17 protein-coding genes are annotated in these 14,781 nt (G+C 36.9%); 5 read left to right on the top strand and 12 right to left on the bottom strand.

From position 1 onward, the window contains the following. Positions 1-58: 58 nt before the first annotated feature. Positions 59-1,261: a chromate efflux transporter gene (chrA, locus tag DHW03_RS03490; RefSeq protein ID WP_109924339.1), complete on the bottom strand. Its 1,203-nt coding sequence runs from the start codon at positions 1,259-1,261 to the stop codon at positions 59-61. A 45-nt stretch (positions 1,262-1,306) separates the two neighbouring features. Further along, the gene (locus DHW03_RS03485) at positions 1,307-1,642 is read right to left on the bottom strand and encodes a tetratricopeptide repeat protein (protein ID WP_109924338.1); all 336 of its coding nucleotides are present in this window, start codon (positions 1,640-1,642) and stop codon (positions 1,307-1,309) included. A 63-nt stretch (positions 1,643-1,705) separates the two neighbouring features. Here DHW03_RS03485 and DHW03_RS03480 point away from each other — a divergent pair, with 63 nt between their 5' ends. From DHW03_RS03480 to DHW03_RS03460, 5 genes are all read left to right on the top strand, one after another. Beyond that, a complete protein-coding gene (locus tag DHW03_RS03480; RefSeq protein WP_109924337.1) occupies positions 1,706-2,443 on the top strand; it encodes an electron transfer flavoprotein subunit beta/FixA family protein in 738 nt (245 codons plus the stop codon). Between the two features lie 69 nt (positions 2,444-2,512). Further along, the gene (locus DHW03_RS03475; RefSeq protein ID WP_109924336.1) at positions 2,513-3,481 is read left to right on the top strand and encodes an electron transfer flavoprotein subunit alpha/FixB family protein; all 969 of its coding nucleotides are present in this window, start codon (positions 2,513-2,515) and stop codon (positions 3,479-3,481) included. 69 nt (positions 3,482-3,550) lie between these two features. Further along, positions 3,551-4,165 (top strand): bifunctional nuclease family protein, encoded by a 615-nt coding sequence (locus tag DHW03_RS03470; RefSeq protein ID WP_109924335.1) that lies wholly within the window; start codon positions 3,551-3,553, stop codon positions 4,163-4,165. Positions 4,166-4,327: 162 nt separating this feature from the next. Next, complete coding sequence (locus tag DHW03_RS03465) at positions 4,328-5,713, top strand: nucleoside permease (RefSeq protein WP_109924334.1); 1,386 nt, start codon at positions 4,328-4,330, stop codon at positions 5,711-5,713. Between the two features lie 22 nt (positions 5,714-5,735). Further along, complete coding sequence (locus tag DHW03_RS03460; RefSeq protein WP_109924333.1) at positions 5,736-6,854, top strand: DUF3667 domain-containing protein; 1,119 nt, start codon at positions 5,736-5,738, stop codon at positions 6,852-6,854. A 67-nt stretch (positions 6,855-6,921) separates the two neighbouring features. On the opposite strand, the gene DHW03_RS03455 is transcribed toward DHW03_RS03460, so the two are convergent. From DHW03_RS03455 to DHW03_RS03410, 10 genes are all read right to left on the bottom strand, one after another. Further along, on the bottom strand, positions 6,922-8,211 hold the full coding sequence (locus DHW03_RS03455) for a citrate synthase (RefSeq protein ID WP_109924332.1): 1,290 nt from the start codon (positions 8,209-8,211) through the stop codon (positions 6,922-6,924). Between the two features lie 133 nt (positions 8,212-8,344). Beyond that, a complete protein-coding gene (locus DHW03_RS03450; RefSeq protein WP_109924331.1) occupies positions 8,345-8,875 on the bottom strand; it encodes a DUF3347 domain-containing protein in 531 nt (176 codons plus the stop codon). A gap of 96 nt (positions 8,876-8,971) precedes the next feature. Continuing rightward, complete coding sequence (locus DHW03_RS03445) at positions 8,972-9,529, bottom strand: hypothetical protein (RefSeq protein WP_109924330.1); 558 nt, start codon at positions 9,527-9,529, stop codon at positions 8,972-8,974. A gap of 151 nt (positions 9,530-9,680) precedes the next feature. Beyond that, positions 9,681-10,196, bottom strand: a complete 516-nt coding sequence (locus DHW03_RS03440; protein WP_109924329.1) for an outer membrane beta-barrel protein — start codon at positions 10,194-10,196, stop codon at positions 9,681-9,683. Positions 10,197-10,321: 125 nt separating this feature from the next. After that, on the bottom strand, positions 10,322-11,248 hold the full coding sequence (miaA, locus tag DHW03_RS03435) for a tRNA (adenosine(37)-N6)-dimethylallyltransferase MiaA (RefSeq protein WP_109924328.1): 927 nt from the start codon (positions 11,246-11,248) through the stop codon (positions 10,322-10,324). After that, positions 11,249-12,046 carry a hypothetical protein gene (locus tag DHW03_RS03430; RefSeq protein ID WP_109924327.1) on the bottom strand — a complete coding sequence of 266 codons (798 nt, stop codon included), beginning with the start codon at positions 12,044-12,046 and terminating at the stop codon, positions 11,249-11,251. Between the two features lie 60 nt (positions 12,047-12,106). After that, the gene (locus tag DHW03_RS03425) at positions 12,107-12,469 is read right to left on the bottom strand and encodes a hypothetical protein (protein ID WP_109924326.1); all 363 of its coding nucleotides are present in this window, start codon (positions 12,467-12,469) and stop codon (positions 12,107-12,109) included. A 56-nt stretch (positions 12,470-12,525) separates the two neighbouring features. Beyond that, positions 12,526-13,617 carry an MBL fold metallo-hydrolase gene (locus tag DHW03_RS03420; protein ID WP_165825351.1) on the bottom strand — a complete coding sequence of 364 codons (1,092 nt, stop codon included), beginning with the start codon at positions 13,615-13,617 and terminating at the stop codon, positions 12,526-12,528. Between the two features lie 134 nt (positions 13,618-13,751). Continuing rightward, positions 13,752-13,931, bottom strand: a complete 180-nt coding sequence (locus tag DHW03_RS03415) for a histone H1 (protein WP_109924324.1) — start codon at positions 13,929-13,931, stop codon at positions 13,752-13,754. A 194-nt stretch (positions 13,932-14,125) separates the two neighbouring features. Further along, positions 14,126-14,710 (bottom strand): biliverdin-producing heme oxygenase, encoded by a 585-nt coding sequence (locus DHW03_RS03410; RefSeq protein ID WP_109924323.1) that lies wholly within the window; start codon positions 14,708-14,710, stop codon positions 14,126-14,128. Between the last annotated feature and the right edge of the window lie 71 nt (positions 14,711-14,781).

Here is a 14,781-nt window from a genome sequence, read left to right as displayed (position 1 = left end):
ATAAAAAAGGAAAATGCGAAACACATTTTCCTTTTTTTGTTTAAAAGCGGTGACTTTTTTAAAAAAGATAGCCAATAAAAATACCTATCAAGACAATTACAGGCGGGCTTATCTTTGTGAAATTTAATAAAAGAAAAGTAGCTAACATTATGCCCAAAAAAAGCCAATTAAAGCCCATAGGAATTAATAATAACACAAATGCTGCGATGATAAAGCCAACACTTACCGCATTAATTCCCGACAAGCTGTGGCGGATTCTAGAAATTTTCTTCAAATCATCCCAAAATGGAACAATAAACAAAACCAGAATGAGCCCAGGTAGATTAATTCCAATTACACCAATAAGGCCGCCCAAAATTTGTCCCCACATTCCATAACCAAAACTTTTCATGCTTAGTGCACCAAGGTAACTTGTAAATGAAAACGTTGGCCCTGGCAATGCTTGTTGAAGTGCATAGCCTGATAAAAAACCAGAAGCCTGTAGGTAATGCTTCATTTGCACAAACTCGGTAAACATGAGCGGAACGAGTACCTGCCCCCCTCCAAAAACCAAAATACCGTTACGATAAAAGTTTTCCAATAAACGAATGGGTAAACTAAAGGGCGATGTTCTATTGATAATTGCACCTACCAAGGCGAAGAGCAGTAATGCACCAAGAAAATAAATCAACTTTCTGGGGTTAATATTCGAGAATAACCTAACGCGTAAATCAGCCTCCTCTTTAGGCGTTTCTATCGCAGATGAAATCATACCGCCCACCAAAATGGCAATTGGAAATACGTATGCATTTCTAAGTACAAAAGTGGCAATTACGGATCCAATGGCTAGGAAGATAGAAACCTGAGTTTTTAAAACCTTGTTTCCCAATTTATACGCCCCATAACCCACAATGCCTAAGGCGATGGGTTGAATGTATTCGAGAACATCATTAAACTTTTGCTTTTGATCCAGCAAAGCATAGCTTATGGCCGCAAGGGTCATGATTGCGGCAGTAGGCAAAATCCATATGATAAATGTAATAATGGCCAGTTTGAGTTTTCCAACCTTCCAAGCAATACCCACAAGCGTTTGGGTAGATGCCGGGCCAGGCAAAACTTGAGCTAAAGCGTTCAACTCAAGTAGTTCCTCTTCAGAAATGAATTTCGTGCTGTGCACAAAATATTTCAAAAGAAGCGCCAAATGCGCTTGTGCTCCACCAAAAGATGTAAATGTAAAAAAGATTACATTCCGAATAAATAGCCATTGCTTTTTGGCGTTCATTGGTTTTATCTGATTTTAAAATCGTTAAAGAACAAGCTTTGTCTATTACTCGTCCTCATAGTCTAATCCCGAAGCCGAGTTAAATGCACCTTGTAATTCCGAGAAAGCATGCATATCTCTTTTAGTTCTAGCCACTTCCATTCCTTTTGCATAAACTGAAATGGCTTGATCTTTTTGGTTGTCTTTCTCATATAGTTTACCCAAATGATAGTAAGTTCCAACATAATCCGGATGTTTATCCGTTAATTGAAGGTAAAAAGAATATGCTTTTTCCTTATCATTTTGGGCGTTATACTCTGTGGCTAAGGCATATAGTATAAATGGATCATTCGGATCACTTTCTAAAAACTCTAATAACTTACTCAAACGGCTAGATGACATTTTATTTCCTTGCTTTTTTAATTAAATTTGCAGAAAGACCTTATATATTTAAACATAATACTTATGAAAATATTAGTTTGTATCAGTAACGTGCCAGACACAACGACAAAAATAACTTTTACCAACGATAATACCGAATTCAATACTGCAGGTGTACAATATATTGTTAACCCTTACGATGAAATCGCCTTATCAAAAGCTATTGAGTTAACTGAAGGTGGTAAAGGTACGGTAACTGTAATTAATGTTGGAGAAGCGAGCAACGATCCAACCATTAGAAAAGCACTTGCAATTGGTGCAGATGACGCCGTGAGGGTTAATGCGAGCCCGCGTGATGCATACTTCGTGGCCAAGCAAATTGCAGAATACGCAAAAGATAAAGACTTTAATCTCATTTTAACCGGTCGCGAATCTATTGATTACAACGGAAATCAGGTTGCTGCAATGGTTGGAGAGTTTTTAGATATTCCATCAATTTCAATCATAAAAAAATTAACCGTTGATGGTGATACTGCCACTTTAGAAAGAGAAATTGAAGGTGGTAAAGAAGTTGTAACCGTATCTGGAAAATTTATTGCCAGTTGTGCTGAAGGTGTAGCAGAACCAAAAATTCCAAATATGCGTGGCATTATGAGCGCGAGAACAAAGCCGTTAAATGTGGTTGAAGCCGTTGCTATTGATGAAGTATCTAAAGTTACCAAATATGAAACCCCTGCCCCTCGCGGTCAAGTTAAATTGGTACCTGCAGATCAGACAGCGCAACTAATTGATTTACTGCACTCGGAAGCGAAGGTAATCTAAGCTCAAATTAAGCAAAACAAATAATCAAACCTTTTACAAGTCCTTTTCTAAGGATCTAGAAATAAATATATGTCAGTATTAGTATATGTAGAACAAGCTGAGGGTAAATTTAAGAAATCTGTTTTCGAAGCCGTTTCTTACGCCAAAGCCATTGCAGATCAACAATCTACCAATTTAACCGCAATTTCAATTGGTAATGTTGAAGAAAGTGAATTAAAGGCACTAGGGAAATATGGCGCTTCTAAAGTTTTGAATGTGAGCGCTGACCAGCTAAAGACTTTTGTTAATCAAGCCTATGCAAGTGTAATTGCCAATGCCGCCGAAAAAGAATCCGCAGATGTGGTTGTTTTATCTAACTCTTTCTCCGGTAAAGGTTTAGCGCCACGTATTGCAGTAAAACTTAAAGCTGGTTTAGCTGATGGTGCTGTCGAACTGCCATCAACTGATGGCAAGTTTTCCATCAAAAAAACCGCATTTTCTGGTAAAGCATTCGCAATTACAGAATTAACTTCTGCAAATAAGGTTATCGCCTTAAATCCAAATGCCTTTGGTGTTAAGGAAAATGCAGCTGATGCAGCCATCGAAAACTTTACCGCCGATGTTAAACAATCAGATTTAGGTACAGTTATAAAAGAAATTGTAAGGGCTACAGATAAAGTTTCCTTACCAGATGCGGAGTTGGTTGTTTCAGCAGGTAGAGGTTTGAAAGGACCAGAAAATTGGGGAATGATCGAAGAATTAGCAGGTTTGCTAGGCGCAGCTACTGCATGTTCTAAACCAGTTAGTGATGCAGACTGGAGACCGCACTCAGAACACGTTGGTCAGACCGGAATTTCCATCAGTCCGAATTTATACATTGCCATTGGCATCTCAGGTGCAATTCAGCATTTGGCTGGCGTAAGTTCATCAAAAGTTATTGTTGTAATCAACAAAGACCCTGAAGCACCTTTCTTTAAAGTTGCTGATTATGGAATTGTAGGTGATGCTTTTGAAGTTGTTCCTAAATTGATTGAAGCATTAAAAGCCCACAAAGCATAGTTTTGTCTGCCAGAGTTTGTTAAATACTGATTAACAGGGTTTAACAAACTCTCCACGACGCAAAATAATATGAAAAAAGTTAAATTAGATATTGTAGGTTTATCTTATAGCCAAACTCAATCTGGTGCCTATGCATTGGTTTTAGGAGAAGTTAATGGACGAAGACGTTTACCGATTATTATAGGTGCATTTGAAGCCCAAGCCATTGCGATAGAGATTGAAAAGATGACGCCAAGCAGGCCATTAACGCATGATTTATTTAAATCGCTTGCAGATACATTTAATTTAAGTATTCAAGAAATTATTATCTACAACCTTGTGGATGGCGTTTTTTACGCCAAGCTAATCTGTACAGATGGTAGAGCTACGCATGAAATCGATGCGCGAACATCAGATGCGATTGCCCTTGCCGTTAGATTTAATGCCTTAATTTATACTTACGAATTCATCTTAGCATCAGCAGGTATCGTTATTGAAGGTAATGATTTTCTTTTCCTAGAAAACATGGATAGCATTGCCAAAGAGCCGGATGCCGACATAACCCCCAGCTCTTCCAAATCTCAAGGATATGGCGATTTAACTTTGGAAGAATTACAATTAAAACTTCAACAAGCCATTGCAGATGAGGCTTATGAAAAGGCAGCAAGACTACGAGACGAACTAAATAAGCGGGGAACCTCTTAATGCTTACGCCCAAATTTTTCTACAATGATCTTTATATCGGTCACTGATTAGCTAAAACAAAAAAGACCCAAATTATTTCAAATAATTTGGGTTTATTTTTGAATTATGTTTTAAAATAGTTCTATATTCAACTTTTAATCAAAAATCAAACAAATCTATATGATGAATGTTAAGTTTCGCTTAACCATAATGAGTTTTATGCAGTTTTTTGTGTGGGGCGCATGGCTAATTACAATTGCGAATTATTGGTTTGGAACAAAACAATGGGATGGTACTCAATTTGGTGCAATTTTCGCTACCATGGGCTTTGCCTCGTTATTTATGCCCACATTAACGGGAATAATAGCAGATAAATGGGTTAATGCAGAAGTTTTATATGGCATACTTCACATCTTATACGCCGGTGTTTTATTTTATCTACCACAGGTAGAAAGTCCTAACGCTTTCTTTTGGACTATCTTGCTGGCCATGTGCTTTTACATGCCAACAATTTCGTTAAGTAACTCCATATCTTACACCACTTTAAAATCTGGAAATTTTGATGTTGTCAAAGATTTCCCACCAATAAGAGTTTGGGGCACAGTGGGTTTCATTGCCGCCATGTGGATTACTAATTTAACTGGAAACAAGGCAAGCGCTTACCAATTTTATATCGCGGGCTTTGGCGCCCTGTTACTGGGAATATATGCCTTTACCTTACCAAAATGTAAGCCAAGTAAGCTGATCGCAGAGAAAGCATCCTTAATCCAAACCTTGGGTTTAGAGGCCTTTAAGCTTTTTGCTAACTATAAGATGGCTTTGTTTTTTATATTTTCCATGTTTTTAGGCGGCGCTTTGCAACTCACAAATGCCTATGGAGATGTGTTTTTAGATGAATTTAAAAACTTTCCAAAATATGCAGATTCATTTGTAGTGAAATATTCGACCATCATCATGTCTATTTCTCAGGTTTCTGAAACGTTGTTCATCTTGGCAATTCCGTTTTTCTTGAAACGATTTGGCATCAAAAAAGTAATGATTATCGCTATGCTGGCATGGGTTTTCCGCTTCGGACTCTTTGCCTATGGAAATCCAGCGGGCAATTTATGGATGATTATTCTCTCTTGTGTAGTTTATGGAATGGCTTTCGATTTCTTCAATATTTCAGGTTCGTTGTTTGTAGAAACATCTACAACAGCCAAAACCCGTTCATCGGCACAGGGCATGTTTATGATGATGACCAATGGGTTTGGTGCCGTTTTTGGAAGTTTGGTATCTGGCTGGATGATTGATAAGTACTTCACCAAAACTTTCACTTCAATAGAAGCAACGTCTGCATTCGTAGGTGCAGATCCAAGCAATAATCATTTACTTAACTTTGTAAAAAGCCAAGGTGTAAGTATTTTAAATAATGGTACTTTCGATAAAGCCATACATATGAAAGATTGGCACAGCATCTGGCTCTCTTTCACCATTTACGCATTAATAATTACCGTATTATTTGCGCTGTTATTTAAGCACAAGCACACCAGAGCCGAAGTAGAAGCTATCGAAGCCATTAGTCACTAAATTAAATCTCTCTAAATCCCCTATGTCAGCCGGTAAGTATAGAAAAGAACAGAATTGCCTAAATTGTGGAGCACATGTAGAAAAACATTATTGCAGCAGCTGTGGTCAGCCTAATTTAGAGCTCAAAGAAAGTTTTTGGGGTTTTATAAGTCATAGTATAGCACATTACTTCCACTTTGATAATAAGTTTTTCCAGACCTTAACTCCGCTCCTAACAAAGCCAGGACAAGTTACGCTCGATTATTTGGCGGGCAAAAGAGCTCGCTATATTAATCCAGTGAGCATGTATATATTTGTGTCGATTGTTTATTTTTTAGTGGCGTATTCTCCAGAGCACAAGTCGAAGCAAACTCACGTCAACGTTAAAACAAGAAATGAACAAAAGGCAGTTTTAGACAGTGTTGATAAAGAACTTCAAAGTGCTGGAATAAAGGTTAAGGCACCGGCGATTGTAAACAAAGTTAAACAAGGCATACAGGAAGATTTAGATCAAGCAAGCTTTAAAGACTTGGGTTTTGAAGAACAAACACTTGTATTGGCCAATTTAAAGCGAGAAACTCAAACGAATAAATCAGACTCATTAGCCGAGGTTATTGAAAGCTTCACCACCATACATGATGAGCGAAATGATTCTACTTATGAGGCTTACCTATCCAGACAGAGTAAGTTGCCCATTTTACGTAAAGACAATTGGTTTGAACGTATGGTTAAAAAGCGTTCTATAACCTTCGGACAAAAATCTGAAGTGATTCAAGAAACCTTGGAGCACAATCGTCCAAAGCAATATTTCTTGCTCATGCCCCTACTTGCCTTGTTTATCATGTGGAATTTTAGGCGAAATCACATTTATTACCTCGATCATTTGATTTTCACCATACATGGAATGACTGCATACTTTGTGGTACAAATATTCACCGTACCAATTATCAAGTATATTTTAGGTGGAAGTGGTTTTATCAAAGGATTGATCGAACTCGCCGTTGTGGTATGGGTTTGTTGGTACATGTTTAATGCCCTTAAGATATTTTATCAGCGAAAAAAGGTTATTGGTAAGATGATTATGATTTTCTTGCTTTATGGTATAGCCATCGCAATTACAGAAACTGTGATGTTAAACATTATTTACTACGTAGCCGTTTAAAAACTTATAGCACATAAAAAAGCCTCTCAATTTCCTTAATTGAGAGGCTTTTCCGTTTAGTGATGACTTATTTTCTATCCTTTATGTCAACAAATTCCCTATCGGTTTCACCAACATAAATTTGACGAGGACGACCGATTGGTTCTTTATTTTCATGCATTTCTTTCCATTGAGCAATCCATCCTGGTAAACGACCTAAGGCGAATAACACGGTAAACATTTCTGATGGGAAACCTAAAGCGCGGTAAATTATTCCGGAATAGAAATCTACGTTTGGATACAATTTACGATCGATGAAATATTGATCTGTTAAGGCTGCTTCTTCTAATTTTTTGGCTATTTCTAAAATTGGATCGTCGATACCTAAGTTTTCTAAAATATCATCGCAAGCTTTTTTAATGATTTTAGCTCTAGGATCAAAGTTTTTATAAACCCGGTGTCCAAAACCCATCATGCGGAACGAATCGTTTTTATCCTTTGCCTTGTTAATCCATTTTTCTGTATCACCACCATCGGCTTTAATTAATTCAAGCATATCAATTACCGCTTGGTTTGCTCCGCCATGAAGTGGTCCCCATAAAGCTGCAATCCCCGCAGAAATAGATGCATATAAATTACAATCTGATGAGCCTACAATTCTGACCGTTGATGCAGAACAGTTTTGCTCGTGATCGGCATGGAGAATAAGCAATTTATTCATTGCACTAACCACAATCGGGTTTACATCATAATCTTCGGTACGCTGGCCAAACGTCATCCAAAGGAAATTAGTAACATAGTCGTATTTATTTTTTGGATAAATAAGCGGGTGACCCAGTGATTTTTTATAGATGAAGGAAACGATTGTAGGCAATTTTGCCAGCAATTTAATTATCGTTAAATCTTGTTCTTCTGCAGTTTGATTTGGTTTTAAACACTCTGGATAAAATGTAGAAAGTGAGAAGATTAGAGAACCCAATTGACCCATTGGATGAGATCTTGATGGATAGCCATCGAAGAACTTTTTCATGTCTTCATGTATCAGCGTATGTTTACTGATTTCGGATTGAAAGCCATCTAACTCTTGTTGAGTTGGCAAGTTGCCATAAACGATTAAATATGCAACTTCTAAAAAGCTAGATTTTTCAGCCAGTTGCTCGATAGAATAACCTCTATATTTTAAGATTCCTTTTTCTCCATCTAAGAAAGTGATTTTGCTTTTGGTGGAACCGGTATTTTTGAAACCAGTATCCAAAGTAACAAAACCCGTTAAATCTCTCAATTTTGAAATATCAATGGCCTTTTCGTCTTCTGTTCCTGTAATTACTGGCAATTCAATCGTCTTACCGTCAACTTTAATCTCTGCAATATCTGACATATTATTCTATTGTGTTTATAGCTCTCTAAATTATATAAAAATTAGTATTCGTGCATAGCAAATCTGTTAAATAAATGTGAAATATTAGTCAAAAACACGTAACAATCATGCTTAATTTAACCCAATTTCTATGCTATTTTGCTTTTATTTCTTCAACCACTCTCCCGCACTCCAGCATATCTTTTCCGTAGTAAGGATTTTTAATCTCTTTATTGGCTGATAACCAATCTCCACCATCGCCATTATTGGCCATAGGGCAATGGTGAATATAGATAGTTCCTGCTGTAACATCGGTACTTTTAAATAATCCGATTAGATCGGCACTTAAAACCGTGAAATCCTTTCTCTGCGACTTTAAATCTGAAACCGTTGCGATTTTTTTTGCTACACCAGCCGTCAATTCGCAGCCTTTATAATCTGCTAAACTGGTTTGTAAAGATGAAGCAGCTTTTTGCACTTCAATAGAGTCTGATTGTACAAGGGCATTTTTAAGATCAATGTATTGGGTAAAAATTGCTGATGCCGTTTTATTTTTTAAGGATACTGTTTGTTCTACAACTGAAGAATCTTTACCTGTACTATTGGCGGTTTCTGACGACTTATTTTTTGCTGGATTGCAGGCCATCAAAGTAGCTAAAATGGCGATTCCGAATATTCGTTTCATGCTATTTGGTTTTGTGCTCAAAATAGCAATTAAAATATTAAAACAATAAAAAAAGCCCTACAAATTGCAGGGCTTCCAAAATATATGATGATTAAATTATAGTTTGAAGTTGTAACCGATTCTTAAAGCATATTGACCGGTTTGTCTGAAATATGTAGTTGAAGCGCTATCGTTAACATAACCTTCATATCTTACGCCGATGTCTAAACCATTATTCCACTCGTAACCAAAACCACCTGAATAGATGAAGTTTGTTTTAGCACCATCTTGGATACCAAAACCAGCACCAGCTTCAGTAGCTAGATACATTCTTTTAATAGCAAACACTTTAACACCACCTTTAGCAGCGATAAAATCTGGATCTACAGTATTGTTTCTGCTCATTAATTTTGTGTAACCACCAGATGCTGTTACCGCTACATCTTTAGTTAAATCCCACTGTAGTTTCAAATCCGCACCATAAGAATAATCCATTGGAGATTTATCTCTAAATAACCCACCGTTAATACCTACACCAACTTTAAATCCCATACCGCTATCCATCATGGTAGAAGTAGTAGTCATAGTTTCTGTAGTTTGTGCCTTTAAATTTGTCGTCGTAAATAAGGCAAGTGCAGCAAAAGATGTTGCAAAAATTTTAGTAATTGTTTTCATTTTAGATACTTTAAGTTAATAATTAAGGGTTTTGGTATATATACGATAAAACAGGTGATCTGGATTTATTTTAGTTTCATTTTTTTCAGAATCTTCTAAAACAAAAAATCCTCCGACTTGGGAGGATTTTTTGTTATTCGGCATTGTAAGCTTACAAGCTGAAACCGTAAGCTAAACGAAGACCGAAAAATCCGGTGCTTGTGCTGTTCTGAGCTAAACCTTCATATTTAACACCTAAATCTAGACCATTGCTCCATGCGTAACCAATTGCAGGAGAATACACGAAAGAAGTTCCTGAACCATCTTTAGTACCGAAACCAGCACCAAGTTCGGCCAAGCCATAAACGCCAGCACCTGTAGAGTTAAAGAAATATTTAACACCTGCTTTTACTGGAATATATCCGTAACTAGGAAAATCGATACCAGAGTTGCCGATTTCTTTGCCACTTAAGTGTGTATAACCTGCTGTAACTGGGATAGATAATTGTTTATCAATATCAAATTGGTAACGTAAATCAGCACCTAATGCAACACTATATGCATCGCTAGTTGGGATACCAGCCGTGATTCCTATACCTAATTTTTGAGTTTGTGCACTTGCGTTTGTAGTGATGAATAATGCCACAACAGCTGCTGAAGTAGCAAGAATTTTAGTAAATGTTTTCATTTTGAAATATTATTTTTTGAGTTAAACTAATATACAGCCACAATTACAAAAGATGTGCCAAATAGCCTTTTTTGGCACTTTTAAAACGTTTTATTGTGTCAGATGTAACTCATAAAAAACAATATTTATTTAGCTAAAACCTTTTGAATAATTGCTTGTTTTAAAAGGTTATTTGTGGTTGAAGCATCGAGCCAATTAATTGTAATTCCATCTTTCTCCATTTTTCTAAAAAAGGTGTTTTGTCGCTTAGCATATTGGCAAATCGCTGTTGCTAATCTAACTTTAAGTTCTGCAAAAGTCAGATTACCATGGAGATAGTTAACAATAAATTTATATTCCAACCCGTAATATATCAGCGCCTCGGCTGCAACCCCTTCTTCCAAAAGCTTTTCCACTTCTTGAATCATGCCTTCCTCGAACCGTTTATCCAACCTACTCGATATTTTAGCTGTCGTTACATCAATTTCATTTCTAAGGCCGAAAACAAGAGGTTTTAGTGGCGGCCTTTCTACCTCCTTTAGTGTATGATGTTTCAAATAGGCTACAACCTCTAGCGCTCGGATGATTCTTTTCTTTGAAGAAATGTCAACTTTAGTAAGATCTACAGCAGTGTTTGCGGATTTAAGCTGAAGAAGTAAATCTTCTTTTGAAATCAAATCCAACTCATTTCTAAGCGATTCATTTTTAGGAACGGCAGTGTAAGGTTGGTTTTGTAAAATGCTGTGAATGTACATACCAGTGCCTCCACACAAAATTGGAACTTTGCCTTTTGCTCTAATGGCTTCAAAAGCATTAAAGAAATCATTTTTAAAGGCATCTACATGGTAACGTTCGCCCGGCTCAAGAATATCAATTAGATGGTAGGGTATATCTTCACCGCCAATATTATACTCCGATAAATCCTTTCCGGTGCCAATATCCATGCGTTTAAAAATTTGCCGGCTATCACCACTGATAATCTCAGTATGGAGTTCTTTTGCAACAGAAACAGCAAGTTTTGTTTTACCCGAGGCGGTTGCGCCTAAAATTACGATTAGGTTATGCTCTGCCATTTAAAACTTCAATATATATTTTATGCTGCCTGTATTAAAAACTTGCAAGGTACTATTTTGGCTGTCAGCCTTATCTAATTGCCGTTGATAATCTTCATTTAAGATGAAAAACTGTGGTTCAAGGAAATTTTTGCATTCAAAACCTAGGGTGAGATAGGCCTCTCCTGCCGACCAATCTCGATCAGCATATGTCATTAAGTCGTTGGGCTGATGGGATTCGCGAAATGAGGAGATGAGTTTACTGAGTCCGCCTGATACGGAATAGCCAGCTTGTACAGCAAAACGTATAAGTTCGGCTGATTTGTAATGTTCAGTATGATTCATTTTGCGCAAAGCTGAAAATGTGGCCACGGCAACCAATTCTGTTTTAAAAAACAACCCTAACTTATATCGGCTGCTTACGTAACCCTGAAGATGGTTGGAATTGAGAAAGCTTTCTGCGAGGGGTTTGGTTAATTTTTCAATCTTCGTTTGGCGACCATGAATTTTTCTATTCACGCCCAAAATTGATTTCAGTCGCGCGATCACTTGTGTACTTTTGCTCAACCAAACATCTTCCCATAAATGTATGAGCTTAATGCCCTTGTTGGCGTAATGTGCTTGAAGGGTAATCAAATCTTGAGGAGCATGTGGGTTTTCTAAATTGATGAGATTTAAAATCACTCCTTCAGCTTGAAACAAATGATATTCAGTATCGGGTATTTCAATAAAATAGATTCCATGCTCGGAGAGTGAAGATAAAAGCTGATTGGGCCAACTTTTGGATGGATTTATTTTTTTTGAAATGGACTTATTCAATCAGTTTAAATTGCGGCTTTGAAAAATATCAAAGCCGATGCAAATTTAATCAACCGAATGTTAAATCCATTGTTTTTCTTTGAAGTTTGTATGGATAATTTCGATTAGCACCTCAATCTCTTTCAGCTTTTCCTCATCAAGTTCAGTAATGGATAAACCCTCTTTATGATCTCCATACCTTTCTAGATTTTGGCTAGAAGATTCAAATTCAGTGGTGTTAAATTGCACCTCAACCTGGCTCCCATTGATATAAATCCCTGCAAAGAAACGTTCGGTAATTTTCTCACCCTCTGTTTCTACATTTTTTTCGCTATACAAATCGTAACCTGTTTCTGAATTCTCATGCACGGTATATCCTCGTGTTGCGTAAGGCTGTAAACTGGCTCTAATGGTTTGAAAAATTTCTACAAGGTCTGTTTTCATAATTGATTTTTTGTATATCGATTAAACACCGTAACACTTGTATTGTTTAAATTATGTTAAGCTTGCCACCACTTTTGAACTGGGTAATTCTGATTCAAAACGAACGTTTCACCAAGTTTGGGGGTTACTATTGGGAATTGTTGTTTTTCGGCTTCTGCTACTACCCTGTTAATGGGTTCATTCCATGGGTGCATGGCTAAACTAAACTTTCCCCAATGTATGGGCATAAGCACTCGAGCTTTTAAATCTTTTGCTGCCTGCACCACTTCTTCAGGAAACATGTGGATATAGGGCCAATACGCATTGTATTGTCCGCATTCTAAAAGTGCCAAATCAAAGGGGCCATAAGTTTCCCCTATTGACTTAAAATGACTGTCGTATCCTGAATCTCCACCTAGGAAAATTTTGTGTTGATCTGTTTTTAAAAGGAAAGCAGACCATGCGGTTTGATTTCTTTTAAACTTTCTCCCTGTGAAATGCCTTGCTGGTAATGCAGTGAAATTTAACCCAGTTGAAATGGATACGTCTTGATACCATGCGAGCTCGTGGATTTTAGTTTTGGGAATGCCCCACTTCTCTAAGTGAGCGCCCACGCCTAAAGAGGTAACAATCTGTTTGCTATGGGGCGCAACCGTTAGGATGCTTTGATAATCTAGATGATCGTAATGATCGTGGGTAATTAACAAAACATCAATATCCTCAAAATCAGAAGCTTTTATTATATCTGTACCTGGAAAAGCCTTGCTCCCAATAAAAGAAAAAGGAGAGGGTGTTTTACTAAAAACTGGGTCGACCAAAATTCTCTGTCCATTAATTTTCAATAAATAAGAGGAGTGACCGAACCAAATGATTTCTGGATTGGTAGATATTTGTTTTTCAGTTAAGGATGGTTTAACAAACTCCAATGGATGTTTGGGAGTCCTATTTGGATGTTTTTTAAAGAAGAAGGCATTTAAGATTGTAAAAATACTGACGCCTTCTGGTTGCATTGGCGTAGCCGATAAGTTTTGAATGGCCCCATCGCGGTAGTTAGGAAGGCTTCTTATCTTGTTAAGCCGCTCGCCTTTTGGTAAGGCTCCGAAAACAGGTAAGTTTGTTACTATGAGAAAGATAGTTATAAGCGCAACAACAATATAAATGATTAACATGGATTGGAAAATTTTGGCCAATCTACGAATAGGAACTTAAATTTAGCTGCTTTGCAGTGATATATTACAGAATCCTGTAAAATGCAAAAAAGGGTTTCGGCATACCGAAACCCTTTTTTTCTTACTCGCGAATATTATTTGCCAGTATTTTTCTTTTCAGTTACTTCTGCACGGATTTCTTGTGCTAAAACTTTAAGATCTTGCATTGCTTTACGCACACGAGTACCAGCAGCTGCATTGCCAGCATTATAAAATTTTTCTACATCTGCTTCAATCGCAGCAACAGCAGCTTTAACTTTTGAGAATTTTTCCATCGCTAATTGATGTTTTTAAGGTTTAAAAAATTTATTTTGTCAATTATACATATTTACGCTCAATTAACAACAGAAAGAAATTATTTATTTGCAATAAGTTTTGCACATTTTGAGTGCCAAAAAAACGCCCTGACACTATTTTAATGGTATTTTTTTTAATATTGTAAATTAAATAATACAAAAATCATTCGTGTTTAGTGGAGCTGTCTTGATAGCTTAATTAAATTATCAAATGTGTTGTTGGCGCTGTTAATGCAAGCTTCTGGATCTGCTTCCTGCACAGTCTCATTTAAAACCGAAACAAAACTTTTCCATTTGGAGCCCAGTTCATCGCCATAAACGCCGTAATAATGTAGCCCGTTTTCTGAATGTTGAAAATTCGTATTGGCGAGAATTTGCTTTTTAATTACGTTTCCACCCAGTGTAGCCCCTTCTAACACATATAATGCGCCTAAAACTGCTGGTGTTGTTTTATCTGGAACAAATAAATCGAAATTCAATTCAGGCAGGGTAAATCTGTCTATGCCCCAATATTCCAAATCTTTTTCCAGTGCATTGAGTTTCAATCTGTCGGCCATTTGAAGTTTATTGGCAACATCTACATCGAGCATGTTAGCCAGTTTGTTTTCAAGTTTCTGGTGAATGATGTAATTGATGGTGAGCAGCTTTTTATAGGCTTCTATTGTTAATGATTTGTTCATAATTTCATCAACAAACATTAAAGATTCCAGTTCCTTGTGCTTATCGGCCGTTTCTGTTCTTAATATATTGGCAATCATAAATTGGTATTGTGTAAATAAAAAGGGGGGAAAAAGAAAAGATTCGAATTTAAAATCCGAATCTCTTATCT

The organism is Pedobacter yonginensis (assembly GCF_003173595.1).
Lineage (GTDB): Bacteria > Bacteroidota > Bacteroidia > Sphingobacteriales > Sphingobacteriaceae > Pedobacter > Pedobacter yonginense.
This window is presented reverse-complemented; position numbering and strand designations above follow the sequence as displayed.

Bases quoted from the DNA above. Each gene is read 5' to 3' on its own strand.
- chrA (WP_109924339.1), bottom strand. From the start codon at position 1,261: ATGAACGCCAAAAAGCAATGGCTATTTATTCGGAATGTAATCTTTTTT.
- DHW03_RS03485 (WP_109924338.1), bottom strand. From the start codon at position 1,642: ATGTCATCTAGCCGTTTGAGTAAGTTATTAGAGTTTTTAGAAAGTGAT.
- DHW03_RS03480 (WP_109924337.1), top strand. From the start codon at position 1,706: ATGAAAATATTAGTTTGTATCAGTAACGTGCCAGACACAACGACAAAA.
- DHW03_RS03475 (WP_109924336.1), top strand. From the start codon at position 2,513: ATGTCAGTATTAGTATATGTAGAACAAGCTGAGGGTAAATTTAAGAAA.
- DHW03_RS03470 (WP_109924335.1), top strand. From the start codon at position 3,551: ATGAAAAAAGTTAAATTAGATATTGTAGGTTTATCTTATAGCCAAACT.
- DHW03_RS03465 (WP_109924334.1), top strand. From the start codon at position 4,328: ATGAATGTTAAGTTTCGCTTAACCATAATGAGTTTTATGCAGTTTTTT.
- DHW03_RS03460 (WP_109924333.1), top strand. From the start codon at position 5,736: ATGTCAGCCGGTAAGTATAGAAAAGAACAGAATTGCCTAAATTGTGGA.
- DHW03_RS03455 (WP_109924332.1), bottom strand. From the start codon at position 8,211: ATGTCAGATATTGCAGAGATTAAAGTTGACGGTAAGACGATTGAATTG.
- DHW03_RS03450 (WP_109924331.1), bottom strand. From the start codon at position 8,875: ATGAAACGAATATTCGGAATCGCCATTTTAGCTACTTTGATGGCCTGC.
- DHW03_RS03445 (WP_109924330.1), bottom strand. From the start codon at position 9,529: ATGAAAACAATTACTAAAATTTTTGCAACATCTTTTGCTGCACTTGCC.
- DHW03_RS03440 (WP_109924329.1), bottom strand. From the start codon at position 10,196: ATGAAAACATTTACTAAAATTCTTGCTACTTCAGCAGCTGTTGTGGCA.
- miaA (WP_109924328.1), bottom strand. From the start codon at position 11,248: ATGGCAGAGCATAACCTAATCGTAATTTTAGGCGCAACCGCCTCGGGT.
- DHW03_RS03425 (WP_109924326.1), bottom strand. From the start codon at position 12,469: ATGAAAACAGACCTTGTAGAAATTTTTCAAACCATTAGAGCCAGTTTA.
- DHW03_RS03420 (WP_165825351.1), bottom strand. From the start codon at position 13,617: ATGTTAATCATTTATATTGTTGTTGCGCTTATAACTATCTTTCTCATA.
- DHW03_RS03415 (WP_109924324.1), bottom strand. From the start codon at position 13,931: ATGGAAAAATTCTCAAAAGTTAAAGCTGCTGTTGCTGCGATTGAAGCA.
- DHW03_RS03410 (WP_109924323.1), bottom strand. From the start codon at position 14,710: ATGATTGCCAATATATTAAGAACAGAAACGGCCGATAAGCACAAGGAA.